The sequence below is a fragment of the Olivibacter sitiensis DSM 17696 genome, assembly GCF_000427965.1.
GTDB classification, from domain to species: Bacteria; Bacteroidota; Bacteroidia; order Sphingobacteriales; family Sphingobacteriaceae; genus Olivibacter; species Olivibacter sitiensis.
Map to the genome: position 1 here is coordinate 24,865 of NZ_ATZA01000024.1, position 26,292 is coordinate 51,156.

Genomic DNA, 26,292 nt, shown 5'->3' on the forward strand with positions numbered 1-26,292 from the left:
GTTGTATAGGTTATAGGGAAACATTAAGACCAAATTGAAAACTACGCGGCTGAGGGGGAGTACCCAAATCTATTCCTTGCTGATTGGGGCTGCTGTTGGCAGCAGACTCTGGATCCAATCCGGTATAATTTGTCCATGTAAAAAGATTGTTGCCTTCTACGAACAGCCTCAAGCGATTTAAATGAAGGCGATTGGTCAATCCTTTGGGCAGCGTGTATCCAATATTTAAGGAGCGTAAGCGCAGGTAGGACCCATCCTCGAGCCATCTTCCTCCCCCGTCGCGGTAGTTATTGACGTTCACTCCATCTGCACGAGGCACGTCCGTAATATCTCCCGGCTGTTGCCACCTCGCCAGATTGGATGCTAGAATCACGCGAGCTGCATCCCTTGCCCCACCTGCTTCACCAAAAAAGCGGTTGTGATTGTATATTTTGTTGCCGTAAGAAAAAACGAAAAACAGGGAGGCATCAAAGCCCTTATAGGAAAAATTGTTGGTCAACCCGCCAAAGAAGTCGGGCCAGATATCACCCTTTATTTGTCGGTCGGCCACGGTAATCTGCCCATCTTGATTGACGTCCTCATACACGGCATCTCCCGTTTGTGGATCCACGTATAATTGATTGTACACCCAGAAAGAATACATCGGGCTACCTTCTTGGAAGATGACCAAATCCCTACTGCCAGCGTAGATGGTGTAAGCAAGCTTTTCTATTTTATTGATGTTTCTCGAAACGTTAAAGCTGGTCTGCCAAGAGAAGTCCTTCTTCCTGACATTGGTACTGGTGATGGCCAATTCGAAACCTTTATTACTGATTTCGGCCGAATTGCTGGTGTACGAATCAAATCCAGTAGTGGCCGCTAGGCTAAGGGGAAGCAGGCCATCCTTGGTGTACTTGTCGTACACGTTAAAAGTGAAATCCAATCGTTCATTGAAAAAGATGGCGTCGAGCCCGATATTCAGCTGCCTAGTACGCTCCCATTTCAGTTCGCTATTTGCCAATTGTTCCGGAGCTATACCGGCCACTCCCTGATAAGATTCACCGCCAGACCACAAACCTCTGGCGGCAAATGGGCCTATTCCGTTTTGATTGCCAGTAGAGCCATAACTAGCCCTTAATTTCAAATCGTCTAAAGCCTTTGCGTCAGCTAAGAAAGCTGCCTTTTTGATACGCCATGCAGCACCTACCGCTGGAAAATAGCCCCATTGGTTAGCTGTTCCAAAACGCGAAGACCCATCGGCCCTAAGTGAAAAATCCAATAGGTAAGTGTCCCTAAAGGCATAATCCACACGCCCAAAGAATGAGGCCAATCGGTATTCCCACCAATCTTGGGTGGATGTAGTCGTGGCTGCAGAAGAAATTAATTTAAAGGAATTATTGGCAAAGCCTCTTCCTTCCGCACCGGTAAGTTCAAGTGTACTTCCCTGCAAGGTATTACCTACCACAATCCCCAAATTGTGTTGATCGTCCCAATTTTTGCGGTAAGTCAGAGTCTGTTCGTTTATCCATGTAGAAGATTGCGTGATGGTAGACGTGGCCAAACCATCTGGACTTCCTTCAATCAAGAGATTATTCCAATATTCAGATTCATCGTAGTTGTTGTAATCCAAGCTAAAGGTCGATCTGAATTTGAGATTTTTCAACAAGTCCGCTTCCAAGTAAACATTGCCAATATACCTTAAGCTGCGCGAACCCACGTCGTAATTTTCAAGCAAAAGCGTGAGATTATCAAAACCGGCACGTCCCACCAATTCTCCAGCGTCATTATAGGGAGACAGATAGGTAGGGGTGTGCAAGGCCGACTGCAGCAGTCCACCCCGTGGTCCATCACCAGCACGGGCTTGATTTCTTCCGGTCCTTGCAAAACTATTGCTGACACCTATTTGCACGCGTTCACTCAGCTTTTGATCTATATTGGCCTTAAAACTCGTCCTATCAAAACTGACAGGCTTTATGATCGCTTCCTGTCTATTAAAACCTGCCCCAAAATAGTATTTGGTCTGGCTTGTACCGCCAGACACCGATAGATCCGCATTGGTAAGCGCGGCAGATCTAAACAGCTCGCCCAAGCGGTCATAGGTCTGTTGCTCTTCAGGTAAGCCTCTACCAGCAACCCCGTTAATCACCTCGCCTACGGGACGAAAGGGTGCCGGTTGACCGATATTTTGGAAATATTCATTGACCAATTGTGCATGCTCTGGTCCCGTAGTCAATTCCCACAATTTGGCAGCCTTCGAAAAACCCTGTGAAAGATTGAGATTTACCCTTGCTTTTTCATTGTAATTTCCTCTCTTGGTAGTCACAATGATGACGCCGTTGGCTCCTCTAGAACCATATAGGGCAGTAGCTTCTGCATCTTTCAATACTTCCACGCTTTCTATATCGGCAGGATTTATATCGGCTATGGGCGATGTCGCCTTTCCGCCCGTGTTAATGGTTTGCAGGCTGTTTGAGTTGAGGAACACACCATCTACCACGTACAAAGGATCATTGCCCGCATTGATGGAAGTGGCGCCACGCAAGCGGACGTTCAAGGCCTCTCCTGGTACGCCAGTATTACTAGTAATCTGTACGCCCGGCACCTTGCCCTGTAGCTGTGCATCAAAACTACCCGTAGGAATATTCACCGTGGCAGCAGGGTCAACTTTGGAAACAGAGCCTATGAGATCCTTCTTTTTTTGTGTGCCATAGCCTACCACCACCACGTCTTCCAGTTGATTAAGATTGGGCGCCAGCTCAATGCTTATCGGCGATCCCTCCGCTCTAACTGTCTTACTGTCATAACCCAGATAAGAAATCACAATATTGTAGGGGAAAGGCTGCCCTGTAATAAGTTGAAACTTTCCATCTTTATCTGTCTGCGTTTGATTTGTCACCCCCTCTATCTTCACCAATGCCCCTGGCAAAGGTTCTTTACTACTAGCGTCTACCACCAATCCAGATAGGGTAGAATTGATCAAGGGCTTGTTCTGTGCGCTCGACTTTTCAGAAAATAGTAGAAAAAAAAGAAAGCAAACGGACACCAACCACCTCACAGCATCCCGGAGATGCGGATTATGCTCCATAAATAAGGCTTTACGATTATACTGATTATACATATAGGATTTATTTTACACATGAAGCCAGTACCCATTCACAAAAGGCAATACGGGGTACTGACCAAAAAGAATTTGGTTTCGATTAAGTCAATAAGACGATGCTCAATTCATGAGCAAACAGTCAACATGAAAAAATATTGAGGGCAATTAACAACAGCAGCCGCTAGGCATTCGGCGCCAGGTAACGTGTAGGTAGTGAATATTTACATTTAGACAAGTACTCAAACTCGGTTGTAGATTTGTTTTCATCGCATTACTTGGTTATTTGTTTGTTTTACAAGGACAAACATAAGTCAAAATATTTAATCTACAAAATCTATAGACAAAATATTTATTATATCTATAGATTAACTGACAACGACAGCATTATTCAAGTAAATCGGCGTACCCAATGGGTTATTGCATGGCGGACACACGGCATTTGTTCGTACGCGCGTTCCCATATCCAAGATAGTATATATAGTCAATTTGTTTCACGATAAACAGCAATAGTGGCCGAACTAGCGAATGCTGTCTGGCCACTATTGCTGTTTCGTTTGATACGTCCTTAAACGCAGCCTATCGTTTATTATAAGTTATTCCGAAGGTTTCCAACCCTTGTTTGCGGCGGTGACTGTTTCGCCAAAGTTTCCCTTTTCGCCAAAGTAGTCCTTACCTCCAAAAGTATATACGTCTATATTTGCCAATTCGGCCTGCAACTGCGGCACAGGATATTGCGTGGGCGTACCGCCAATGAGCAGATCATTTCTCCTCATGAAGGTAAAGGGTACGAATGCCCCACCTGCGGCGTCTATTTCAATAGCGTATTCATAGTGCAAAGCCCGCCTAAGAGCCTCCCTTTCGGCGCCCACATCGGCTAGGAGGCCTTTGCTTTTACGGGCAGCGAAAGGCGCGTTGAGCAAAGCGGCGGCACCGGCATAATCATCCAACCAGTAAAGGGCCTCTGCCTCTATGAGACGCAACTCCTCTGCCAGGAAGAAGGGATTTTGTGCACCGGGCACGTTGAGGGTATTACTGGCATTATACCAACGCTTACGGTAGTAGTTGGTAAACAATCCTCGTCCGCGCGACTCCATCAGAATACCGAAGCTGGTGGTGTAGCCAAAATAATCGTCAAATCGCTCATCGAGCGACGATATGGGAGGCAATATACCGGTTTGTGGGTAGTAATTGGGCGTTTGGCCGCTTTCGTCTGCCAAGTAGGGGATCTTGATATCAGGTGGCAGCCATCCAGAACCATCGGCATTTCGCTGTACCAAGAGCGATACCAACTGGTTATAATAGCCCCCCGTGGTAGTAGGCAATATATAGTCGCCGCTTACTCCTTTCTGGGCAAAAGCGATGACCTTGTTCCAGTGGGCCGCTCCCAACGCCCTAGCCTCTTCTTCGTCGCGCGCTTGGGAAGAAAGTATCCTGGCGGCAAGGCTGTTGGAGAGGGCAATGAATTCGGCCTTGGAAAGGATGATTCCGGAAAGGAAATCAAAGCGGAAGTTGGCGCTGGCCTCTGCCAGTTCAACGGCCTTTTCAATATGCTTTATACCATTCTCTATCAACTCCTTGTAGCTATTTGGAAAAGCTCTTTCGGACACGTCCACATCGTCTACGATGATACCTCGATCGAAAATGACCCCCAAGTATCCCTGTGATACGCCCTTAGCAAAATAAGCGGCAATGCGGCAATCTGCCGTCCTGTCCTCTCCTTGGCCGTCTATGATAGGCTTTCCTTCGTTTTCGATGATATTCAGGGCCAAGGTTGCGTCCAAATTGGCCTGATAGAAATTGTTGTAAAAAGTATTCCAAGTTACTGCTCCTCTATAGGAGGTATTGTTGTTGAGCCGCAACCGGGGTTCCAGCGCAAACTCCCACCATGACGAGTTACCGTTGGTATTGGTGGTTTGGTCTGCCAAAAGGCTGAAATGCACACCTGCACTGCTGGTAGTTGTACTAAACGTAGTTTGTACACTGCTGGTACTGAGCTTATAACCCAAGTCCTCGATTTTATCGATGGCTTGCTCATTGGTGAGTATGGCCGGATTGTCAAACCCGATACCAGAGCACGCACCTAAGAAGGTTTGGGTTGCTAGGGCCGCTATCAAAGCGAATCTATTATATTTTTTCTTGTTCATGAGATCAAAAGTTAAGTGTCAATTTGCCGCTGAAGATCCGATAAGTGGGATATTCAAAGAAATCCATATTGCCTTCGGGCGTAACGCCCGTAAAGTCTGTCCAGGTATATAGGTTGCGTGCTACAAAGGCTATTCTGCCACTCTTTACGGCATTCTTGAACAAGCCTATCCGGGGCAGGTTGTAGGCCACCGAAAGCTCTCGCAGTGAAAGGTAGCTGCTCTTGTGCAGCCAATAATCGGTTACCTGTTGGGCATTGAAAACACCGGTGGTAAAGGCCAAGGGTAAACCCAACTGGGCCGTTTCATCGGAGAAAGGCGAGCGGTACTGATAGGTAAGATACTGCTGGGTCATGTTGTACTTCAGCCCCCCCTGCTGCCAATCCAACAGACCATATATGCTAAAGGATTTCCAGCGGAAGGTATTGGAGAGGCCTAAAATAAAGTCTGGTTGCGCATCGCCTATGACCTTGGAATTGCCCGTGGCGGCATTTTGGTATAGCAGTGGCACCTCTGCGGCCGTTCCCAGTTGACTTTTAAGCACGACGAAACCCACCGAGTTCATGGTAAAATCATCGGGACGGAGATCTCCTCCTGCTGCATTGGTCACCAGCCCATCGGCATTCACTTCCAATTGATCCAAGCTGGTGAGCACGCTGTAGCCGTAATAGGCAAATGGGCTTAGCCCCATGGCCTTTCGGAAATTGCTGCTGGTAAACTCGGGCACATTGCCCAGTGAAGTGATCTCACTGCGCACACGGCTAAAGGTGATGCCCACGTTCCATGAGAAGGCCGTACGCTGGATGGCGGCCCCATTGGCCTCGAGTTCCCACGCATGGGATTTCACCGCACCTAGGTTGTCGTATATCTGTGCCGATCCGGTGGTGGGCGAAAAAGCGGGCACCAGTATGAAGTCGTTCTTGCTATCGGAAGCGGCGTAGTTGGCCTGTACGTTGATGCGATTGAACACCACGGCGTCTATACCCAGTTCTATTTCGGAGGTCACGGCCCGCTTTAGATCGGTATTGGCCCGCTGTGTGTAGCTTACGCCACCGGTACTGTTCAGCTCCACACGGCTTTCCTTGGCATTGAAAGGAGGCAAGCTGCCCGCCTGTCCATAGGCTGCACGCAGCTTAAGCTCATTGACAAAGCCGAGGTCCACATCCTGCGTGAGCCTATAGGCAAGGGATGCCCTGGGAAAAAAGGCCGTGGCCACATCCTGCCCAAAGCGCGAACTCTGATCCAACCGGCCAAGCACGTCTAGGAAGACCTTTTCTTTCCAACCGGCCTTCACGTTCAGGAAATAGCCATAGTTGACCGTCCGGCTCCAGTCCGAACCAATGCTTCGCGTATCTGCAGCAGCAGCGGAGAGGTTTTTTACCGGTGCACTCAGGTTATAGCCAGAGGCCCTCAGTTCCGTATAGCGATAATCTTCGTAAACGGATTTGAGCGAGACACCCAGATCCAACACGTTGAAACGGCGCTGATAGTTGATCTGTGCCTGCGCGTTCTTGGTGGCCACCTTGGAGGACAGCAATCCATAGTAGCCGTTGTTACGGCTAATGTTGGCCGTCAAGGTCTGGAAGCCAATCGGATAATAGTCCTCACTGTTAAAATACTCGTTCTGTATGGAGCCATATACCTCGGCATTCAGGTACTGGCTGAAGGCATAGCGCAATTTAGCACCACCCAGCACATTGTCATTATTGTTGGCATACTCGCGGTAGCTCAACTGGTAGAAGGGATTATCTACGTTGAATTTCTGTATCTCAAAGCCATCTGGGCTAAAGGCGTACTTGCCATTTTCATCGCGCTGGCGCAGGTATATGAATGGCTCATAGAGCGTGGTGGCATAGAGCAGCGAACCCGCACCGCTATTGGTCGTTGCCGACGAAGGCGTTACCGTATTGAAGTATTGCAGGGTGAGGTCTACGCTCAACTTCTGATTGGGCCTGTAGCCAAAGTTAAACATAGCCGTCTTTCTCGTATCGGCATCTACTACGGAAGCTACGCCTCCCTTGTGCTGGTTTTGGAAAGAGGCATACAGGTTGTACTTGTCGCCCGCTGCCGTGGCAGAGAAGGTATTGCTAAAGAAAGCGTTGTTGTTCAACATGTTGCCCACATTGTCATAGTAATGGGTATAGGGGTGCAGGTTGAGCGAGAAGCCGTTGTCCTGGTAATCCAAGAGGCGGTTGGTACCGTTCAGCACAAAAGAGCCATCGGCATTTACCTGAAAATGGTGGTATTCCGATACGGGTGGCGTTCGCTGCACGTTGGATATACCCACCTCGTTATCCAGCGTCAAACGCAACCCCGAGCTGCCCTTTCCGGTTTTGGTGATAACCTGTATGGTGCCTCCTTCCCCACGGGTTCCGTACAGCGCGGAAGCGGCCGCACCCTTTACCACCTCTATGGACTCAATGTCCTGCGGATTGAGGTCGGAAAGGGAAAGGTTGGTTACAAATCCGTCCACCACGATGAGGGGAGCCACGTTGCCCGATACGGATTTTGCACCGCGCAAGGTGACAGTGGCACTTCCATTGCCCGTGCTTTGCACGATGCGGATACCGGCTACCTTTCCCCTCAAGCTTTGCGAGGCATCTACACCGGGCACAGTTGCCAGCTGTTCGGTGTTCACTTTTGTCAGCGCAAATGCCAGCTGCTTGCGATCCGTGCCCTGTGCCACACCCGTCACCACCACCTCATCGAGGGTGGTATTGTCCGGCACCAAGATGACGCGCAGGCCTTCCTTTGCGGGCAAGTTGGTGGTGACATAGCCCAGCGAGGAGAAAGTAAGCTCGGTGCCTGGGGCTATGCTCACCGAGAACCGGCCATTTGCGTCGGTCGTTGCCAAAAGGGAACCCCTTTCCTTCCACGTCACATTGACTCCGGGGACGGGTGCATTTGTTTCGCTATCTATGACTTCGCAGTTAACGGCTATCTGTTGTGCTCCGGCACTGGCGGGCAGCCACAACAAGAAGATGATCATCAACTTCAAGAATCTATTCATTGCATCAGTATGTGAAAAAATTTGCGTAAATGTCCTACAAGCCTATCGTCGCAGGCCTGCATGGTGATATCCAGAAATAAAAATTAAGTGCATCAAGATCCAAAATGAAAGGGGATCGTGCATGGAATTGGAAGTCGCTTAGCGACACATTCGCATTCGGAGGCAGCTTATATAAAAGCCGAAAAGGCAGGTTGTGAATAAGGTCATGGCAAAAGGCCTTGCAAGACCAAGTGTGGTTATTACTGCGCAAGACGGTATGGGTGCATTCATAAAAATTGTTTAAGTAAATTAATATAAGTCTGGTCTCTAAAACGATTGCAAACATACGTATAAAATCTATTAAATCAATAGGCTTTATATTTATTATTAGAAAAAGAACTGTAAAGGCTATAACTACTTCATTATTTGAGCGTAAAAATACCGCAACATGCCTTATATCTAATCATCGAGGTCATTTGTACCTAGCTACATAGCGCGTTCATGCACAAGCATGGAAATATCTGACGGAAAAACAGCCAAATAATATGTAACTATTCGCCCGAATTATATAACATACTTTAGCCAATCGGTCCCGATATTTGTAGTATTAAACGAAGGACAATGATGGAAACCGTAAATAAAAGAACATTCGACCTTCCATTGGAAAATGTGGATAGCGAGCATTGTGCCATGATAGTGGACAAGGGATTGGCACAGGTGCAGGGCATTAGCTCGCATAAGGTGGAGCTCAACAATAACAGGGCGCTCATCCAAGTGGACCAGAATACACAAGCCACTGTCGCAAACGCCGTAAATGCCATTCGCGACTTGGGTTATGGCGTCACTACCGTAAAAAAAACATTTCCCGTAATGGATATGTCGTGCGCGTCCTGTGCCAGCAGTGTGGAGTCTGTCCTCCAACACCATGACGGCGTGATCCATGTAGCGGTCAATTTTGCCAACAACAGTGCACAGGTGGAATACATACCTACGATTACCGATCCAGGCGAGCTCAAAAAGGCGGTACAGCAAGCGGGCTATGACCTGATGATCGATGAGCATGAAGACGCACATGAATCCCTTGAAACCGCCAAGGCAAACAAACAGAAAACACTGGCTAGAAAAGTTTATGGAGCGCTACTCCTTTCGGTACCTCTGGTCATCATCGGTATGTTTTTCATGGACATGCCCTATGCCAATTACATCATGTGGGCTCTTTCCACGCCTATGCTGTTTTACTTTGGACAGCAGTTTTTTGTAGGCGCCTGGAAACAGGCCAAGCACCGCTCTGCCAACATGGACACCTTGGTAGCCATCAGCACGGGTACGGCCTATGTGTTCAGCGTGTTCAACACCTTATTGCCCGGTTTTTGGCATAGCCGTGGTGTCCATCCCCATGTCTATTTTGAAGCGGCAGGGGTGGTCATCGCTTTCTTGCTATTGGGCAAACTGTTGGAAGAAAAAGCAAAAGGCAACACCTCCAGTGCCATCAAAAAACTGATGGGACTACAACCCAAGACGGTCACCGTCATCCACCACGGGGGGCATCAAATGGAAATGCCCATTACTAAGGTACAGGTGGGAGATACACTACTGGTGAAGCCTGGGGAACGGATTGCAGTAGACGGAACAGTTGCCGAAGGCAGCAGCTATGTAGACGAGAGCATGATCAGCGGAGAACCAGTACCCGTAGCTAAGCAAAAAGGTGATCCGGTATTTGCGGGTACCATCAACCAAAAAGGTGGCTTTCAGTTTACGGCCAATAAGGTAGGTGGCGACACCGTGCTGGCCCAGATCATCAAGATGGTGCAAGATGCACAGGGAAGCAAAGCGCCCGTACAGAAATTGGTGGATAAGATCGCTGCCATTTTTGTACCCGTGGTGATGCTGATTGCTATCCTTAGTTTCTTTATCTGGCTATTGGCGGGTGGAAGCAATGGTTTCAGCCAAGGACTCATTGCCTTTGTCACAGTGCTGATCATTGCCTGTCCCTGCGCCCTGGGGCTTGCAACGCCCACGGCTGTCATGGTAGGGGTAGGCAAAGGCGCAGAGAAGGGAATCCTTATCAAGGATGCCGAAAGCCTGGAACTTGCAAAGCGTATCACGGCCATCATACTCGACAAAACAGGAACCATCACGGAAGGCAAGCCTTCGGTAACCGACGTGCGATGGCTTGCCCAAACGGATCAATTGCTGCAAAATATCCTCTACAGCATTGAAAAGTCGTCAGAACATCCCCTAGCTGATGCCGTGGCCGACTATTTTAAGGGAAAAGCCGAGTATCTAAGCAACGTAACGATAGAAAACATAAGCGGCCAAGGCATCCAGGGCACATACGAAGGCGAAACCTACACCATCGGCAATCAACAATTGATGCGTGAGAAAGGCATAGCCATTGGCGAAGATGCAAGCGCATGGATGAATCAAAAATACACAGAAGCGCAAACCGTTATTTTCTATGGCAAGGGACAAACTTTATTGGCTATGTTGGCTATAGCCGATAAGATAAAGCCTAGCTCTGCCAGTGCCATCCACCAACTGCACAAAGAGGGCATCAAAGTGTATATGCTCACTGGCGACAACGAACATACTGCAAGGGCCGTAGCGGAGCAATTGCATATAGACGACTACAAGGCCAACGTGCTGCCTGCCGAAAAAGCTGCTTTTGCCAAAACACTGCAACAACAGGGAAATGTCGTAGCCATGGTGGGCGACGGCATCAACGACAGCAATGCACTGGCACAGGCCGATGTAAGTATCGCCATGGGTAAAGGAAGCGACATTGCGATGGACGTGGCCAAGATGACCATTATCTCATCCGATTTGTCCAAAATCCCGGAAGCCATCCATCTTTCAGACCAAACGGTGAAAGCCATAAAGCAAAACCTCTTTTGGGCATTCATTTACAATATGATTGGCATTCCACTTGCTGCCGGAATATTGTATCCCATCAATGGCTTCTTGCTGGATCCCATGTGGGCGGGTGCCGCAATGGCGTTCAGTTCGGTGAGTGTGGTAGCCAATAGCTTAAGGCTGAAATGGAAGAAAATATAGCATGAAATAAAAAGTAAAAAAATTAAAAAACTTGCCTGCCGTAGGCATGGTGAAAAGATAAAAATCTAAAAAAATGGAAACCTTAAAATTCAAGACCAATATCAATTGTGGAGGCTGTGTGGCCAAAGTGACCCCAGCGTTGAACAGCGATGAGAAGATAACAGAATGGCACGTGGATACGGACAATAAGGACAAAATACTTACCGTATCCGGAAAAACAGTAGACAAGGAGAAGGTGATGGAATTGATTGCCAAAACAGGCTTCAAGTCCACCCCTATTGATTAATGCTTCAAGCTTTTTATTACGTCGATAAATTGGTCTATTTCAGCGCAAGTGTTGTAAAACGCGAAAGAAGGCCGCACCGTCGACTCGAGCCCATAGCGTCGCAGTATGGGTTGTGCACAGTGATGTCCGGCACGTACTGCGATGCCCTCCTTGCTGAGCGCTTCACCCACCTGTGTCGTTGTATATCCATTTAGTACGAAAGATAGGACGCTGGTTTTCTCCTTGGCAGTGCCTATCAATCGTATACCGGGTATAGCCTTCAACTTGCTGGTGGCATAGTGCAACAGAAAATGCTCATATTGGTAAATATTGTCTATCCCCAATTTGTTCACGTAATCAATGGCCGCCCCCAAGGCTACCGCATCAGCGATATTTCCGGTACCTGCCTCAAAGCGGCTAGGTGCCTCGTGGAATTCAGTATGTTCAAAGGTGACATCCTTGATCATGTTTCCTCCGCCTTGGTAAGGCTGCGTTGCATTGAGCAGACCCTCCTTACCATATAGTACACCTATTCCCGTGGGACCAAATATCTTATGTCCCGAAAAAACAAACCAATCTGCGCCCAACTGTTGCACATCCGTACGGATATGCGATACGGACTGCGCCCCATCGGCCAGTACCTTTGCTCCTGCCGCATGGGCGATATCTACAATTTGCTTGGCTGGAGTGATGGTACCCAAGGCATTGGAAACCAACGTAAAGGACACTAACTTGGTCCTAGGGCTTATTAGCTTGGCATATTCATCTATCAATACTTGCCCATCATCATCCACGGGTATTACCTTAATGTTCAAGTTCTTTTTCTTGGCCAACAATTGCCATGGAACAATATTGGCATGATGCTCCAAATGACTAAGGATAATCTCATCCCCTTCATGGAGGTATTGCTCGCCCCAACTACTCGCCACCAGGTTGATGGCCTCCGTCGTTCCTCTAACAAAGACGACCTCGTTGATTGAGCGTGCATTTAGGAAATGCTGCACTTTGATGCGCGCCTCTTCGTAAGCATCCGTTGCTCTCGCTGCCAAGGTATGGGCAGCTCGATGGATATTGGAGTTCTCGTGCTGATAGAAATAAGCCAACCTGTCCAATACCGATTGAGGCTTTTGCGTGGTAGCCGCGTTATCAAACCAGATGAGCGGCCGACCATTTACCCGTTCGTTCAGAATGGGAAAATCGTTCCTTACCAAGTTGACATTGAAAGTTGGGCTTGCACCATAACTGGACCACTGTGTTTCGCTTCCCGAAGCAAAAGGCGAAATCGGGGTGAAATAATAGGCACTTTCGTCCAATACACTAGAGGGAGGATTGGAAAACTGCGCTGACGGACCGCTAAGCTGTATATGGCGCAATGCATCGAGCAATTGCTGCTCGAACGACGATTTCCCCCCTTCAAAGGGCAGGGCATTTATGCCTAGATCGTGATCTTCAACACGCGAGCCCGATACCGCATCGCCAGCAGACGCCCCACCGCTGCCTGCCGTAGAGTGAGGTACCTCGCCATAGCCCTTGGCATTGGGATCGGGCAGACTGGTCTGCGGATCGTACAAATCGATGGCATTGCCCTGATGTATGGCCGATGGAGAGATACCACCATTATCATGAAGCGATACGGGGGCATGATACCCTCCTATGTAAGGATGGACACGATCAGAAGTACCAGGCGGACTCGCTGGATCTATACCACCTGGAGATGTCTGGAAGAGACTATTGGCCAATCTCTCCAATTCGCTCTCTTCGGGCAGTTCATAGTTGTGTTTATTGAAATTGTTGTCGCTCATGTTAGTACTTGTACTCGTGATACTTGTTTATTTCTACATCGTCCAGTACCGCAATGGCATCTTCTACCAAAACGGCAAGAGAACAGTACAGGGAAACCAAATAGGAAGCAATGGCCTTTTCGTTAATCCCCATAAAGCGAACCGAAAGCCCTGGCGATTGCTCGCCCTGCAAGTTGGGCTGGTAAAGCCCTACAACTCCCTGCCTGCTTTCTCCGGTACGTATCAAGATGATCTTGGTTTTGTTGTTCTCAATGGGCACCTTGTCCGAAGGAATCAACGGTATGCCACGCCAGGTGATAAACTGCGAGCCAAACAAGGATACCGTGGGTGGCGGCACTCCGCGTCTGGTACATTCTCTTCCAAAGGCGGCTATGGCCAAAGGATGCAAAAGAAAAAATCCCGGTTCCTTCCACACCTTGGTAATCAATTCATCCAAATCATCTGGCGTGGGCGCACCTGTCCGTGTCTTTATCCGTTGGGATTTTACAACACTATGAAGCAATCCGTATTCCCTATTATTTATCAACTCACTCTCCTGACGCTCCTTAATCGCTTCGATGGTCAGCCGCAATTGCTCACTGATCTGGTTATAGGGTTTGCTATATAGGTCGGACACACGGGTATGTACGTCCAATACCGTATTCACTGCACTCAACAAATATTCCCTAGGTTGCTCCACATAGTCTACAAAGGTATTCGGCAGTGCACGCTCATCACGGTTGGAGCAATCTACTTCTACCGTGTTGCCTTCCTTCACTCTGTTGACCCGATATATACCAGCCTCTACCGGTACCCAGCTCAATAGATGTGGCAACCAGCGCGGCGTGATAAAGGAGGTTTGAGGTACGGTACGCGTGGCTATGGCCAGCGGTCTTGCCGCAATATCACTCAGTGCGGTCTGTTGTTGATTCTTTACTTGTCCTGCCATAAAAAATGTGTTTTTGGTTTTAGATTTAATAGTGATTGTTATAAAAAATTGACTTTATCCGTTTAGGTCATATGGGCTTACGAATCAGGCCAAACTTTACCAACAGACTGAAAACATGGCATCCGGCACAGAAGCCAAACACAGATTCCAGTAATGCGAATAAAGCCAATATGGATGCCAATACGACGGCACTTACGGTGCTGTATCCCGCCAAGCTCAATATAGCTATTGAAAAAAGAAGCCCAATGGTAGCTGCAAACCGCTTCGGGGCTCGGTCGGTCCCTCTAAATCCAATCTTAAAACCACTTACGATCAGTCCCGCAATACGCCAAAAAGGACTGTAACTACCCTTGTTCGCAACACGCAGGGCAAAATCGACTACCAATAGCACAGGGATTCCCCAAAAGCCCGTCAACAGGTAGAGCGAGGCGCTAATAAAAACAAGGCCAGCTGTTACCCTAGCCTGAAAGTCATTGATCAATATAAAATCGGTAGGGCAATTCAGCCCATCGAAAGATGTAATTTGTTGTTTTACCCGTGCCATTAGCTATGATTTATTTGGTGATGACTCCTACATTATTTAATTAAAGTGTCTTTGTAAAGAACGCTTGTTTTATATCAAATGAATTATTTGGTCTTCCTATACTCGTTCTGTTTGCCATAAAAATAGTTTTCCGTAATGGTATCCGGTTTGCAGCTTTTCGATCAAAACAAAAAATTACCCAACGGCGTTCAGAGCAAACATACATAAAGTCTATAAAAAAAGTAGACTTTATGTATAATTTATTTATTTTTGTCGAAACAAGATTGGTTTTGGCTGCAGTCGCGTGACCGAGTGGCTAGGTGGAGGGAGGCATACCCTTTTACGGTAGTTCGAATCTGCCCGCGACTTCTACTCGTAGCACCTCACCTGCCTGCAAAAAGAAAATGAATAGACTAGGGGTAATCACAAAAAAGTATAAAAGTAGCCCTAACACCTATTCGGATCACTAAGCAACACAACAACATGATAACGATAAAAAACGTTTCCAAAACTTTCTATCAAAAAGACAAGGCATTCAAGGCGCTTGACAATATAAATCTAACGGTAGCAGAAGCAGATATTGTCGGTGTCATTGGAAGTTCAGGAGCGGGAAAAAGTACTTTGATACGTTGTGTTAACCTATTGGAAAAGCCCGAGGAAGGACAAATCATTGTCAACGGGACAGAGCTGACCAGGCTGACCGAGAAACAGCTGGCGCAGGAACGCAAAAAAATCGGGATGATCTTTCAGCATTTTAACCTGCTTTCTTCAAGGGCAGTATTCAACAATGTGGCATTGCCCTTGGAACTAGATGGTGTACCGAAAGCCGAAATTCGCCGAAAAGTGACCGAGCTATTGGAGGTAGTGGGACTTCGCGAGAAAGCAAATGATTATCCCAAAAACCTATCTGGAGGACAAAAGCAACGCGTCGCCATTGCCCGGGCCTTGGCGAACGATCCTTATGTACTACTTTGCGATGAGGCAACAAGTGCCCTGGATCCCGCCACCACGCAGTCCATCCTGCAATTATTGAAAGACATCAACAAAAGATTGCACCTCACCATCCTACTCATCACCCATGAAATGGAAGTAGTAAAATCTATCTGCAACCATGTAGCGGTGATAGATAGGGGCAAGCTAGTGGCAAAAGGTACCATTCGCCAATTGCTCGCCAAAGACGACAAACATATCATTCACCAATTTATTCAATCGGACGCCATGACCCTACCAAAAGAGCTGAGCGAGAACCTGCAGAAAGATTATCAGGAAGGCCTATGCCCGATAATCGAAATCCAACTCAATGGAAATATGAGGTTTGATGTCCTGATAGCCAAAATATCGGGCGAATACCAAGTACCGTTTAAGGTGCTAAGGGCAGATATTGAATACTTGGGCGACACAAACTTCGGCAAACTATTGCTACACCTAATGGGCAGCACTGAGGAAAATGCAAGAGCTATTTATTATTTTAATCAACATCAGCTAAAAAACACTATAAAAGGATATGCTTGACAACACCACACTGCTGATTTTAAAAGGACTCTGGGAAACCATTTTTATGACTTTTGTTTCTGGCATTTTTGGCTTTGCTTTGGGACTCCCTACGGGTATTGCACTATTCTTGACCCGAAAGGGGCAGTTGCTGGAGAGACCGCTATACCACCGCACACTATCTATACTGGTCAACGCTTTTCGCTCCATTCCTTTCATCATCTTGATCGTATGGATGATCCCTTTCACGAGGGCATTGGTGGGGACTTCCATAGGCATCAGCGCAGCTTTGGTGCCCCTTAGTATCGGTGCCGCCCCGTTTATAGCAAGGCTGGTGGAAAACAGCCTACTTGAAGTACCAAGCGGATTGATCGAAACAGCTCGCTCCATGGGAGCCCGGCCGTTTCAAGTAATCACCAAAGTACTGCTGCCAGAAGCCTTGCCTTCCCTCATAAACAATGCGACGATTACCCTGATTACGCTGGTGGGCTATTCGGCCATGGGAGGCGCCGTAGGCGCTGGAGGCCTCGGGCAAATTGGCTATCAGTATGGATACATCGGCTATGACGCCCTTATCATGAATATGGTACTCATCCTCTTGGTTGGGCTGGTTTTTGCCATTCAGTTCATAGGAGATCGCTTGTCGAGAAAATTCGATCATAGGTAAGTAGGATTTTTCGGTTTTACCAACCTTTAACCGCTCCCCCCTTGAATACCTTTTCCGCTGCTTTCTCAACCGCTTCAGACTGGTATGCCTTAACGAAGTTCCGCACTTTTTCGGCGTCTTTGTTATCCTCTCTAGCCACTATAACATTCACGTAGGGAGATTCCTTATCTTCCTTTAGGATACCATATTGCTCGGGGTCTATCCCGGCCTGCGCGGCAAAGTTGTTGTTGATAACAGCAATGGTTACTTCCTTGTCGTCCAATACCCGTGGCAACTGTGGTGCTTCAATTTCGAGGATTTTCAATTGCTTGGGATTTTGCGCGATGTCGGTGACCTTGGGCAGCAAGCCCACGCCATCCCTCAATTGCAGCAGTCCATGTTTCTGCAGGAGCAGTAATGATCGCCCACCGTTGGTCGGATCATTGGGAATAACGATGGTGCTCCCGTTCTTCAGTTCCGATATATTCCCAATCTTTTTGGAATAGGCAACTATCGGGTAAACGAACGTATTGCCCACAACGGCCAATTTATAGCCTCGCTGCTTGGCCTGCTCCTCCAAATAAGGCACGTGCTGAAAGGCATTTATATCAATGTCGCCTTGGTTGAGTGCTTCATTTGGCACAACGTAATCGTTGAAGGTAACCAGCTCCACGTCGAGATCATATTTCGCTTTGGCCTCTTTTTGGGCAGCCTCTGCAATTTCTCTTTCCGGACCAGAGGTAATGCCTACTTTCAGGTATTTTGGATTGTCGTTCTTGGATCGTCCACCGCAAGCATGGAGCAAAAACAGGCCAATAAACGCCGCGAATAGGAACAGTCTTTTCTTGCCACCATGGCATATCATCAGGTTCATATAACTATATTAAGGATGTATATTCGATTTTAATAAAACATGAACTCCTTAACTCAAAAAGTCGCGTTTAGAAACTCGGTTAGTATGAGCAATTGCTGCTCCAACAACCGGAGCTGATGCTGAAACTCATCGTAATGTCCTTCTTCCAAAGCCTCCCTTATTCCCGGCAGTGTTTTCACACCATAGCCGGTATAAAATCCGGGCGCATAGATGCTGTGCTTGTACCAAGGTCTCCGTGGCAAACCCTGCTCCAACAACAGCGACTTTTCGGCTTGATACAACCTTCCGTTTTGTGCTGTCAGCTCTTTCTTACTACCCTGAAAAGCAGCAATTCTGGCGTTTAACTTATCTGCCGCGACGGATAAGCTGTCCAATGCCGAAAATAGTGTATCAAGGGCTATCTGAGGCACTGGCGCCTTTAGTTTGGGTGTTGTGTACGTCTTTTTTGGATCTGCCGCTACTTCAAATATGCTTTTGTCCAATAATTGTTGATTGAGTTCCTGCTGCTGTTTCAGTTCTTTCGCTAGTGATTGTACCTCAACGGCATATTCCAATACGGCTTTATGTAAGCCTTCAAAGTCAAAGGGCAGCACTTCGGCCTGCGAAAGCCTCAAAACCGCTCTGCCGGCTGTCTGAGCCAAGGCTTTGCCATAAACGAAATCAGGATCCTTGAAACGTACATAATGATTATAATTATCATAAATACTGTGATAATCGCCTCCTGGACCTTCTCCCCCGAAGGAAAAATTGAGGCTAGGGATACCAAGATGCTGAAGAAATGCCGAATAATCCGAACCGGTACCCAGCGCTTGCAAAGCGTAATCCTTTTTGTCCAATAGTTTCTTCTGGGGGGCAACGGAATTGGTCGAAGTGATTTCCTGCGCTCTTTTCCTGTCGAACAAGCTGACTTCCTTTAAGGGATCCCGTACGTCCCTTGCTATTTCTGTCACCAAGCCGGTTAATGCGTGCGATCCCCCTGCACGGAAAAAGCCCCTGCTGTTGCCGTCGGTATTGATATAGGCCACTACTTTTTCCGAGAGCTCCTTTGCATGATCTTCTACCCACTCGGTAGATCCCAGCAACGATTGCTCTTCCCCATCCCAAGCGCAATACACGAGCGTACGGCGTGGCTTAAAACCCTTTCGCGCCAGTTCACCAATGGCTTTTGCTTCTTCCAACATGGCCGCCAAACCACTTACAGGGTCATCGGCTCCGTTTACCCAAGCATCGTGGTGATTGCCCCGCACTACCCATTCATCTGGATAGTCGCTTCCTTTCAGCGTAGCAATCACATTGTACGCAGGCACAATATCCCAGCTATGCTTTACCTTCAAGTGCACTTTGACATCCCCATTCCCTCCCACATGATAGGTAATGGGCAATGCACCACGCCATGCAGGAGGAGCTACAGGCCCCTTGAGTGCCGTAAGTAATGGCAAAGCATCGTGGTAGCTAATAGGCAGTACGGGGATTTTCAAAATCGTAGGCGCCTCTTCCCTTTCCAGTCTTTCTGCTTTCTCGGTGGCACCGCGATTAGGAGTCAGGGGATCTCCCGGATAGATAACCATGTCCATGACCGACCCGCGCTGCACGGTATGCTCATTCTTATAGGGACCTTGCGGATATCCTTCGCCCTGAAAATAGCCATCTTCTTTGGGGTCAGAATAGATAAGACAACCAACTGCCCCATGCTCATAGGCTACCTTGGGTTTTATTCCTCGCCAGCTATTGCCGTACTTGGCAATGACGATCTTTCCTTTGACGCTGATGCCCTGACGGTCCAGCTCCTCATAATCTGCAGGAAGTCCATAATTGACAAACACCAACGGAGCCGTCACATCACCATCGGCTCCCCATGCATTATAAGTGGGCAATTGTCCCTCTTGAGTAGAATAGCTGTCTCCCTCCACCACCTGCTCCTTGAGCAAGGCCGTGAAAGGAGTGGGTGATAGCAGCTGCAGCTCGCGTTCCACCGGCGTGGGAAAAAGTACGTGATATGTTTCCAGCTTGGCCTGCCAACCATATTGCTTGAACCAAGCCAAGATGAGTTCCGCCACCTCTTTCCCTCGTGCAGAGCCCAAATGGTGCGGCCTATCGGCAAGCAGCTTCACCTGCTCCCGAATACTCTCGGAAGATAATAGGGCATCGAACTGCTGCTCCAGCGCTTGCTGATCAGCACTAGGCTTTTCCTGGGCATAAATCACATGGCCTAGGCTCTGTAAGGAAAAAAACAACCCCATTGCCCCGGCACCTATACGATGTTTCATATTTACCATCTGGTTATTTCTTAACCACTAAGTTATCTTTTTTATCCAACAATTCACCCAACTTATCGTGCAGTTCCTCGCCACGCAAATTTTTGGCTACGATAGTGCCATCGGGTGCTATCAGCAAGTTGGCAGGGATAGCACGTACGCCATACAGCTTGGCCGGTGCGCTATCCCAGAAAGTCAAATCTGTCAGCTGTACCCAATCCAGGTGGTCGTCTGCAATGGCTTTTTCCCAAGCATCCTTCTTTTTGTCTAAGCTAAAGCCTACCACACTAAAACCTTTGTCCTTATATTTTTGGAATGCGGATACCACATTGGGATTTTCCTTGCGGCACGGCGGACACCAAGCGGCCCAAAAATCCAATAACACATAGCCCTTACCCAATTGCTCACTGAAAGACACCGTTTCGCCATACTGATTGCGCGACTGAAAATCCGGTGCTTTCTTGCCTATCGCTACTGACTGCAGCACGCCTACCAAATCCTTTAATACCTTCACGTACTCCGTTCCCTGCAGGGAAGGCGATAGTTTGGTCACATAGCTTTCTATTTCTTCCGGAGAAAGGCGGTAGGAATAGTTGCGATAAAGAATGTAGGCGGTAGCGATGGATGAAGGATATTTATCCACAAAGCTGGCAATATCTACTTCCCTTTGCTTGCTGTACTCAGCAAAGACATCCTGCGAGAACGATCCTTCTGCCAAGGTATTCCGATAACGGGCGGACGTGTCCAATTGCACGTTCACTGGACTGTCTTCCAGAAAGAGAAAGTAGGGACTTTTCTGTTCTTCCAAGGTCAGTCCATATAGTTCGGGGAGCTTCACCGGAGTGGAAAAGCTAAAATTACCGTTAACGATCGTCACTGAATCTATCGTAAAGAACATCTTGTTCCTAAACTCCTGTAGATAGATCTTGCCGTCTTTCACATCTTTGACGGTTCCGGAAAGTTGTAGATTCGCTTGCTGGGCATTTACCGCAACTATGCTCGATAGCCATATAAATGCCAATAGATTGAATTTTCTTTTCATAATGTCCTATTTGCTACGTTGTTCACTTTGGGCTATTAAAATCTTTTTGCCTTTGAACGCACAAAAATACAATATTTAATCCACCTGTTAAATAGATTTTTTAGAGTACATGGCAAAAAATGAAGAACAGTTCCGTCGTACCCGTTGAAACATTAAGAAGATTAAATCCTTTTTCTTAATTTATCTTAATTCCTTAATGGTTTTTATTGAAGAAATGAAGCAATTTTTTTCAAGCACTAAAACTTGTTTTAAAAAAAACAAATCCCTGAATGAGAAATATTTCCATTTTCGCAAATCGAAACAAAGCATGCCTCTCCTTAGGCTAAATTGCGGGTTTTGAAAAACGGAGCGGATGGCTTCACGTATGTATGTATCCAATAGGACGAAGTGCAGAAAACAGCCTAGTTTTCAGGACCTGATACGGTCAAAAATTGATACCAAACAATATGGAACCATCTTGCAGGGATTCCAACTCAGCCTGATCTAAATCCCATAGCAACAAACTGTCGCCGCTACGCAGCAAGCGTCCTTCTATTTCAAAACTTCCTTGTAGTATATATGCAAAAAAAGACGATTTTCCCTGCGCCATATACAATGTGTCTTCCTTTCGCCCCTCCAATATGCCGATGTACAATGAAACAAGCGGACTACTTCCGTCCAAGGCCACCAAACGATCTTTCTCCTCATTTATACCCAATCTAGCAATGCGGATTCCGGAAGACAAACCCTTATCTATCCTGCACGAAAACTGAACGAAGGAAGTCGGATGTTCCTGATATGGATTCCTGATCAGCAGATCTGCCTTATCCGCGCCGTGGTCATAAATAAGTATTTCACCTACATCTATCATTTTGGCTCCGTTATCGGCCAAAAGTATTTCCCCACCTATAGGCAGTAGATAGGTTTGTGCCCACTCGGGGATGTCCAATAAAATATCCCTCCCAGCTTCCAATATCACGGCATTGGCCTGCAGCAATCTTCCCTGTTCAGCTGCAAGGCTATCGTAAAACGTACTGTACATCTCACTTGAATCACTCTTGTAACGCATTCTTCTTTCCGCCAAATAGATATTTCCTTGCAGCATATTTACGGTTTTCATCTCCTGTGTTTTTAACATTCTTTCACTGAATGAATATTTACATAAGGTCTTAACTCAAAAAGGTGCGTCAAGCAATTTTCGTCTCCTAGCGGTTGTAGCAGCAAATAGTTGCTTATGGTATCCAGCCAAAGCAAGGGATCCGTAAAAAAAGACACCGCTATGCGAAAAGTGCTTTGCTTGCTCCTATGGGCATCAATGATCTCAAATTGATACTGACTGAAGCGAAGAAAATATTTGCCTACGTTATTGACTACATCGGGCACTCTCCCGTTCAGTTGTTGCAAATAGCCATTGATCGCCCCGCTTACCAAAAAAGGCAATTTCTCTGCTCCATTTACGGCCAACAACAGATCTGAATACCGATCCCATTTCCCTTCCGTATCAAAATACTGTACTTGCATGTGATATTCCTCATATGCCGCATCGTACAGCAGTCGTTCCCATCTACCTTTCGAAGAGTTGTCTATGAGCTTGCGGTAGCATAAGACCAATTCCCTAGCCATTACTTAAACGCTTACCCTGATAGTTATCGACATCTCAAAACCCGCCGCCAAACTTCCTGTTACCGTAGACATTTCCTTGGCTACCGAATCACTGAATACGCTATCATATGCGTTGTAGGTATATCTCGACATCCCCTTGGTGTAGCCATAGGCAGAACCAGTAGTATTTACCGTCGTAGACAGGCTATCCTGAAAAGCGATTTGGGTTACCAATAGGGACCGGCCAGCAGAATTGTAAATATGTACATGGATATGCGTGGCCCTACCCTGATACCATCCCGGAAATATGGTTTGAAACGTCACCAGACCGTTGCTGTCCGTTACCTGTCTACCACGAAACCAATGGACGCTCTGGTAATTGGTAGACTGCATCTGAGTTCCTCCGTATTCGGAATAATCGCCATTTACGTCACAATGCCATACATCAACAACGGCGCCCTCCAATGCTGCGCAATTATTGTTTGCATTTACGACGGTGATTTTTGCGTTCATATTCGCCCCTACGCCATCTCCTTTTCGAATATCGCTGCGCACATAGGATGCTGGGTTTTTCGTAGGAAACGGTCCTTCTGTCTCACTGGGGCTCACCACACAGCTACCATCGGCTACGACTTCTTTGCCGCCATCAACAGCATCGGTCGATTCTTCCTTAGCACAAGACTGGGTTGTCAAGGGCGCTGCCAAGGCAAACATCGATAGCGATTTTAAAAACCTCTTCCGTTCCATAATTCATCTTTTTGTAATAGTTCAGTTTAGTCCATACAAAGTAAATTAACGGAAGTGTCAAATATATTCAACAGAAGTTAAATCCTGTTAAATCACTCAACACCTGTCCTTTTCCACAATTCCAGCAAAAACTCTCTTTGCTGTTCATTGATCATCTTCAAGGCATCGTCCAAGCTAAACCACTCTGCCCTATCAATCTCGGGAAAACTTTTTTGCAAACCCGATCTTGGAGGCCATTCCAACGTGAAGGTATTGCAGATTATCTTCTCAGCATCCAAATCTCCTTCAACGGCCCAGCAATGCACCGTTTTACCGCCTTTCTGCTTGACAGGCAGCAAGGAGTAAAATGGTTTTTTGGGCTTATAACCTGTTTCTTCCTCAAACTCCCTAATGGCTGTTGCCAAAAGTTCTTCCTCCTCGTTGGGCTCTCCTTTGGGGATGGTCCACCAGCCCGCATCCTTTCTGGCAAAATAGGGCCCACCGGGGTGTACCAGAAAAAACTCCAACACGCCATCATTAGGTGAGTGTCTATAAAGCAATATACCTGCACTTAATTTCATAATCAATTGGCAATTTAGTCATTTTATTTCCCCCACCTTACGAAAACCGATCATGAAATCAATACCTTTACGACACGATTGCCATTATGAACTTAGCCATACTATCAATGAAAAGAACAAAACAACTGTTATTGAGTCTTGTCATGACTGCCATTACCTATACAACTTGCGCGCAGAAAAGGGACCAAATATTGGTATTCAGCAAGACTGCCGGATTTCGGCATCAGTCCATTGAAAAAGGAATACAGACCATTCGAGAGCTTGGGCAAAAGAATGACTTTGAGGTCATTGCCTCGGAAGATGCAAAATTGTTCACAGACGACAAGCTGAAGAAATTCAAGGCCATATTGTTTCTTAACACCACGGGCGATCTATTCAATGAGCAACAGAAATCGGCATTTCAGTCCTATATCAGGCAAGGAGGTGGCTTTATGGGCATCCACGCCGCTACGGATACGGAGTTCAACTGGCCGTGGTACAATCAATTGGTGGGAGCCTATTTTGTGAACCATCCCGAGGTTCAAGAGGCAAAGCTCATAAAGACGGATGCTGCTCATCCCGCTACTGAGCACCTCCATCAGGTGTGGATGCACACAGACGAGTGGTACAACTTTAAATCCATCTACCCCGAAATTCACCCTTTACTTCTACTGGACGAAACCAGCTATTCAGGCGGCAACAACGGCAAGGAGCATCCCATCACCTGGTATCACGACTTTGATGGAGGCCGCTCATTCTATACAGGCCTAGGGCATACAGATGAAAGTTATGATGAAAACGCATTCCAGCAACTGCTCTTGGGAGGCATCAACTATGCCATGGGCAGAAAAGGGCCCCGCTTCGGCGTGGCTCCTCAATAGGAAACCAATGACACCACTTCCTCAGAAAAGGATTTGAGACGCGACCTACCATTAAGGAAGTCCAGGCTGATCAAGAAGGAATAGCCCACAACCTCACCCCCAAGCGACTTGATGAGGTTGCTGGTGGCAACTACTGTCCCTCCCGTAGCCAGCAAATCATCGTGCACTAGCACTTTCGTACCGGGAGCCAAGGCATCTTCGTGCACTTCTATAGTTGCCGACCCATATTCCAAGTCGTAAGAATGACTAACGGTTTTATAAGGTAATTTACCTTGTTTTCGGATTGGTATAAAAGGAATGTCGAGCTTATTGGCAAGCATCATCCCAAACAAAAAGCCCCTGCTCTCTATTCCTGCAACTGCCTCTATTTCGAAAGGACTTAAACGCTCCACAAAAGTCTCGACCACCTCCCTGCACAATACGGAATCTTTCAATATGGGCGTAATGTCCTTGAAAACAATACCCGGCTTGGGAAAATCCAACACATCACGGATTACCGCCTTTAGTTTATCTTCAATCTTCATTTATATGGATATAAGGTGCAATTTTACGTAAAAAATCCTCATCAAAAACCGCAATCTTCAATAAATCGGCTATAGATTTATAACTGCCATGCTGCTTTCTATATTGAACGATCAACTGGGCCTGTTTATTGGATATATATGGATGGGCACGCAATATAGCATAATCGGCCTTGTTGATTTCAATTTTTGAAATCACCGCTTTATCGACATGCAATGAAGGCAAGAGGGGCATCAATCGCAGTGAGTCCATCCCATAAACTTCCAGCAACTGTTCGACGGAATGGTAACCACCCAGCAGTTCCCTATACCGCACTATACGCGAGGCAAACACAGGACCTATTCCTTTTAGTCCGGTCCACTGTACGGAATCAGCCTTATTGATATCTATACTTTTGATAGCGTCGGCAGGTTTGTTATACGCACTATTTCCTGTATCATCGGTTACCTTCCGTTGTTCAAAAGTAGCCTGTTTACGCGACTCTTTATGTTTATCCACATCTTCCTGAATACGAACATAGGGCTCAAGCCTGGCATAATCTTGATCGCTGATCGTATAAATACGCTTCAAATCGATTGCTTTTCGAAACTTACCACCTTTAGCAACGTAATTCTGTATATTGCGAATCTGCCCTTCATGAAGCCCCAGTCGTTTACCTTGTTCCAAGCTCAACTTGTTCGGGTTAAAAGGAAAATAGACCACCTCCGTTTGCTGTACCTTTTCTCCCTTGCCTTGATCAGTGCCCGATACCGCGTCATATTGCTGTGGTAAAGGAACAATTTCGACATTAAATGGAACAATTTGATTATTGCCAACATAAAGTCCATGCAAAAATGGTATAAAAAGAATGGCGGCAATTATGCAAAGTAAAATGACAATGCCGTTCCGTTCCCGCTTATTAAAGCCAAAATATTTTTGCAACCAGTGCATAGT

20 protein-coding genes are annotated in these 26,292 nt (G+C 46.9%); 5 read left to right on the top strand and 15 right to left on the bottom strand.

The annotated features are described in order from the left end of the window. Positions 1-10 precede the first annotated feature (10 nt). From A37S_RS0113145 to A37S_RS0113155, 3 genes are all read right to left on the bottom strand, one after another. On the bottom strand, positions 11-3,064 hold the full coding sequence (locus A37S_RS0113145) for a SusC/RagA family TonB-linked outer membrane protein (protein ID WP_028297389.1): 3,054 nt from the start codon (positions 3,062-3,064) through the stop codon (positions 11-13). Positions 3,065-3,672: 608 nt separating this feature from the next. After that, positions 3,673-5,223, bottom strand: a complete 1,551-nt coding sequence (locus tag A37S_RS0113150; protein WP_028297390.1) for a RagB/SusD family nutrient uptake outer membrane protein — start codon at positions 5,221-5,223, stop codon at positions 3,673-3,675. Between the two features lie 4 nt (positions 5,224-5,227). Further along, a complete protein-coding gene (locus A37S_RS0113155) occupies positions 5,228-8,230 on the bottom strand; it encodes a SusC/RagA family TonB-linked outer membrane protein (protein ID WP_028297391.1) in 3,003 nt (1,000 codons plus the stop codon). Positions 8,231-8,833: 603 nt separating this feature from the next. Here A37S_RS0113155 and A37S_RS0113160 point away from each other — a divergent pair. Together A37S_RS0113160 and A37S_RS0113165 are read left to right on the top strand one after the other, a co-directional pair. Further along, positions 8,834-11,263, top strand: coding sequence for a heavy metal translocating P-type ATPase (locus A37S_RS0113160; RefSeq protein ID WP_028297392.1), 2,430 nt, complete (start codon positions 8,834-8,836; stop codon positions 11,261-11,263). 73 nt (positions 11,264-11,336) lie between these two features. Beyond that, positions 11,337-11,549, top strand: a complete 213-nt coding sequence (locus tag A37S_RS0113165; RefSeq protein ID WP_028297393.1) for a heavy-metal-associated domain-containing protein — start codon at positions 11,337-11,339, stop codon at positions 11,547-11,549. Here A37S_RS0113165 and A37S_RS0113170 read toward each other — a convergent pair. The 3 genes from A37S_RS0113170 to A37S_RS24675 form a co-directional block, all read right to left on the bottom strand. Further along, complete coding sequence (locus A37S_RS0113170; RefSeq protein ID WP_036602457.1) at positions 11,546-13,330, bottom strand: family 2A encapsulin nanocompartment cargo protein cysteine desulfurase; 1,785 nt, start codon at positions 13,328-13,330, stop codon at positions 11,546-11,548. The genes A37S_RS0113165 and A37S_RS0113170 overlap by 4 nt on opposite strands. Position 13,331: 1 nt before the next feature. Next, entirely contained in the window at positions 13,332-14,258 is a 927-nt protein-coding gene (locus A37S_RS0113175; RefSeq protein WP_028297395.1) for a family 2A encapsulin nanocompartment shell protein, read from the bottom strand. A gap of 67 nt (positions 14,259-14,325) precedes the next feature. Continuing rightward, positions 14,326-14,802, bottom strand: coding sequence for a DUF4395 domain-containing protein (locus tag A37S_RS24675; protein ID WP_051293158.1), 477 nt, complete (start codon positions 14,800-14,802; stop codon positions 14,326-14,328). Between the two features lie 462 nt (positions 14,803-15,264). Between A37S_RS24675 and A37S_RS0113185 the strand changes: the two genes are divergently transcribed. Continuing rightward, entirely contained in the window at positions 15,265-16,293 is a 1,029-nt protein-coding gene (locus A37S_RS0113185; RefSeq protein ID WP_028297396.1) for a methionine ABC transporter ATP-binding protein, read from the top strand. Then, positions 16,286-16,939 carry a methionine ABC transporter permease MetI gene (gene metI / locus A37S_RS0113190; RefSeq protein ID WP_028297397.1) on the top strand — a complete coding sequence of 218 codons (654 nt, stop codon included), beginning with the start codon at positions 16,286-16,288 and terminating at the stop codon, positions 16,937-16,939. The genes A37S_RS0113185 and metI overlap by 8 nt, the downstream gene beginning before the upstream one ends. Before the next feature lie 16 nt (positions 16,940-16,955). Here the strand turns inward: metI and metQ are convergent, their stop codons facing one another. The 7 genes from metQ to A37S_RS0113230 form a co-directional block, all read right to left on the bottom strand. After that, complete coding sequence (metQ, locus tag A37S_RS0113195) at positions 16,956-17,792, bottom strand: methionine ABC transporter substrate-binding lipoprotein MetQ (RefSeq protein ID WP_036602461.1); 837 nt, start codon at positions 17,790-17,792, stop codon at positions 16,956-16,958. Between the two features lie 53 nt (positions 17,793-17,845). Further along, entirely contained in the window at positions 17,846-20,059 is a 2,214-nt protein-coding gene (locus tag A37S_RS24680; protein WP_036602483.1) for a transferrin receptor-like dimerization domain-containing protein, read from the bottom strand. A 13-nt stretch (positions 20,060-20,072) separates the two neighbouring features. Then, positions 20,073-21,089 carry a TlpA disulfide reductase family protein gene (locus tag A37S_RS0113205; protein ID WP_028297399.1) on the bottom strand — a complete coding sequence of 339 codons (1,017 nt, stop codon included), beginning with the start codon at positions 21,087-21,089 and terminating at the stop codon, positions 20,073-20,075. Positions 21,090-21,513: 424 nt separating this feature from the next. Continuing rightward, positions 21,514-22,188, bottom strand: coding sequence for a pirin family protein (locus A37S_RS0113215; RefSeq protein WP_157278642.1), 675 nt, complete (start codon positions 22,186-22,188; stop codon positions 21,514-21,516). 11 nt (positions 22,189-22,199) lie between these two features. Beyond that, the gene (locus A37S_RS24685) at positions 22,200-22,691 is read right to left on the bottom strand and encodes a hypothetical protein (protein ID WP_051293160.1); all 492 of its coding nucleotides are present in this window, start codon (positions 22,689-22,691) and stop codon (positions 22,200-22,202) included. Positions 22,692-22,694: 3 nt separating this feature from the next. Further along, positions 22,695-23,417 (bottom strand): dioxygenase family protein, encoded by a 723-nt coding sequence (locus A37S_RS0113225; RefSeq protein WP_028297401.1) that lies wholly within the window; start codon positions 23,415-23,417, stop codon positions 22,695-22,697. A 92-nt stretch (positions 23,418-23,509) separates the two neighbouring features. After that, positions 23,510-23,977, bottom strand: coding sequence for an NUDIX hydrolase (locus tag A37S_RS0113230; protein WP_028297402.1), 468 nt, complete (start codon positions 23,975-23,977; stop codon positions 23,510-23,512). 107 nt (positions 23,978-24,084) lie between these two features. Between A37S_RS0113230 and A37S_RS0113235 the strand changes: the two genes are divergently transcribed. Next, positions 24,085-24,837, top strand: coding sequence for a ThuA domain-containing protein (locus A37S_RS0113235; RefSeq protein ID WP_036602464.1), 753 nt, complete (start codon positions 24,085-24,087; stop codon positions 24,835-24,837). Here the strand turns inward: A37S_RS0113235 and A37S_RS0113240 are convergent. Both A37S_RS0113240 and A37S_RS24690 read right to left on the bottom strand, forming a co-directional pair. Continuing rightward, a complete protein-coding gene (locus A37S_RS0113240) occupies positions 24,831-25,361 on the bottom strand; it encodes an adenine phosphoribosyltransferase (protein WP_028297404.1) in 531 nt (176 codons plus the stop codon). The genes A37S_RS0113235 and A37S_RS0113240 overlap by 7 nt on opposite strands. Beyond that, complete coding sequence (locus tag A37S_RS24690; protein ID WP_051293162.1) at positions 25,351-26,289, bottom strand: helix-hairpin-helix domain-containing protein; 939 nt, start codon at positions 26,287-26,289, stop codon at positions 25,351-25,353. Before A37S_RS24690 ends, A37S_RS0113240 begins: the two co-directional genes overlap by 11 nt. Positions 26,290-26,292 lie beyond the last annotated feature (3 nt).

Coding starts and splice junctions, on each gene's coding strand:
- A37S_RS0113145 (WP_028297389.1), bottom strand. CDS start 3,064: ATGGAGCATAATCCGCATCTCCGGGATGCTGTGAGGTGGTTGGTGTCC.
- A37S_RS0113150 (WP_028297390.1), bottom strand. CDS start 5,223: ATGAACAAGAAAAAATATAATAGATTCGCTTTGATAGCGGCCCTAGCA.
- A37S_RS0113155 (WP_028297391.1), bottom strand. CDS start 8,230: ATGAATAGATTCTTGAAGTTGATGATCATCTTCTTGTTGTGGCTGCCC.
- A37S_RS0113160 (WP_028297392.1), top strand. CDS start 8,834: ATGGAAACCGTAAATAAAAGAACATTCGACCTTCCATTGGAAAATGTG.
- A37S_RS0113165 (WP_028297393.1), top strand. CDS start 11,337: ATGGAAACCTTAAAATTCAAGACCAATATCAATTGTGGAGGCTGTGTG.
- A37S_RS0113170 (WP_036602457.1), bottom strand. CDS start 13,330: ATGAGCGACAACAATTTCAATAAACACAACTATGAACTGCCCGAAGAG.
- A37S_RS0113175 (WP_028297395.1), bottom strand. CDS start 14,258: ATGGCAGGACAAGTAAAGAATCAACAACAGACCGCACTGAGTGATATT.
- A37S_RS24675 (WP_051293158.1), bottom strand. CDS start 14,802: ATGGCACGGGTAAAACAACAAATTACATCTTTCGATGGGCTGAATTGC.
- A37S_RS0113185 (WP_028297396.1), top strand. CDS start 15,265: ATGATAACGATAAAAAACGTTTCCAAAACTTTCTATCAAAAAGACAAG.
- metI (WP_028297397.1), top strand. CDS start 16,286: ATGCTTGACAACACCACACTGCTGATTTTAAAAGGACTCTGGGAAACC.
- metQ (WP_036602461.1), bottom strand. CDS start 17,792: ATGAACCTGATGATATGCCATGGTGGCAAGAAAAGACTGTTCCTATTC.
- A37S_RS24680 (WP_036602483.1), bottom strand. CDS start 20,059: ATGAAACATCGTATAGGTGCCGGGGCAATGGGGTTGTTTTTTTCCTTA.
- A37S_RS0113205 (WP_028297399.1), bottom strand. CDS start 21,089: ATGAAAAGAAAATTCAATCTATTGGCATTTATATGGCTATCGAGCATA.
- A37S_RS0113215 (WP_157278642.1), bottom strand. CDS start 22,188: ATGAAAACCGTAAATATGCTGCAAGGAAATATCTATTTGGCGGAAAGA.
- A37S_RS24685 (WP_051293160.1), bottom strand. CDS start 22,691: ATGGCTAGGGAATTGGTCTTATGCTACCGCAAGCTCATAGACAACTCT.
- A37S_RS0113225 (WP_028297401.1), bottom strand. CDS start 23,417: ATGGAACGGAAGAGGTTTTTAAAATCGCTATCGATGTTTGCCTTGGCA.
- A37S_RS0113230 (WP_028297402.1), bottom strand. CDS start 23,977: ATGAAATTAAGTGCAGGTATATTGCTTTATAGACACTCACCTAATGAT.
- A37S_RS0113235 (WP_036602464.1), top strand. CDS start 24,085: ATGAAAAGAACAAAACAACTGTTATTGAGTCTTGTCATGACTGCCATT.
- A37S_RS0113240 (WP_028297404.1), bottom strand. CDS start 25,361: ATGAAGATTGAAGATAAACTAAAGGCGGTAATCCGTGATGTGTTGGAT.
- A37S_RS24690 (WP_051293162.1), bottom strand. CDS start 26,289: ATGCACTGGTTGCAAAAATATTTTGGCTTTAATAAGCGGGAACGGAAC.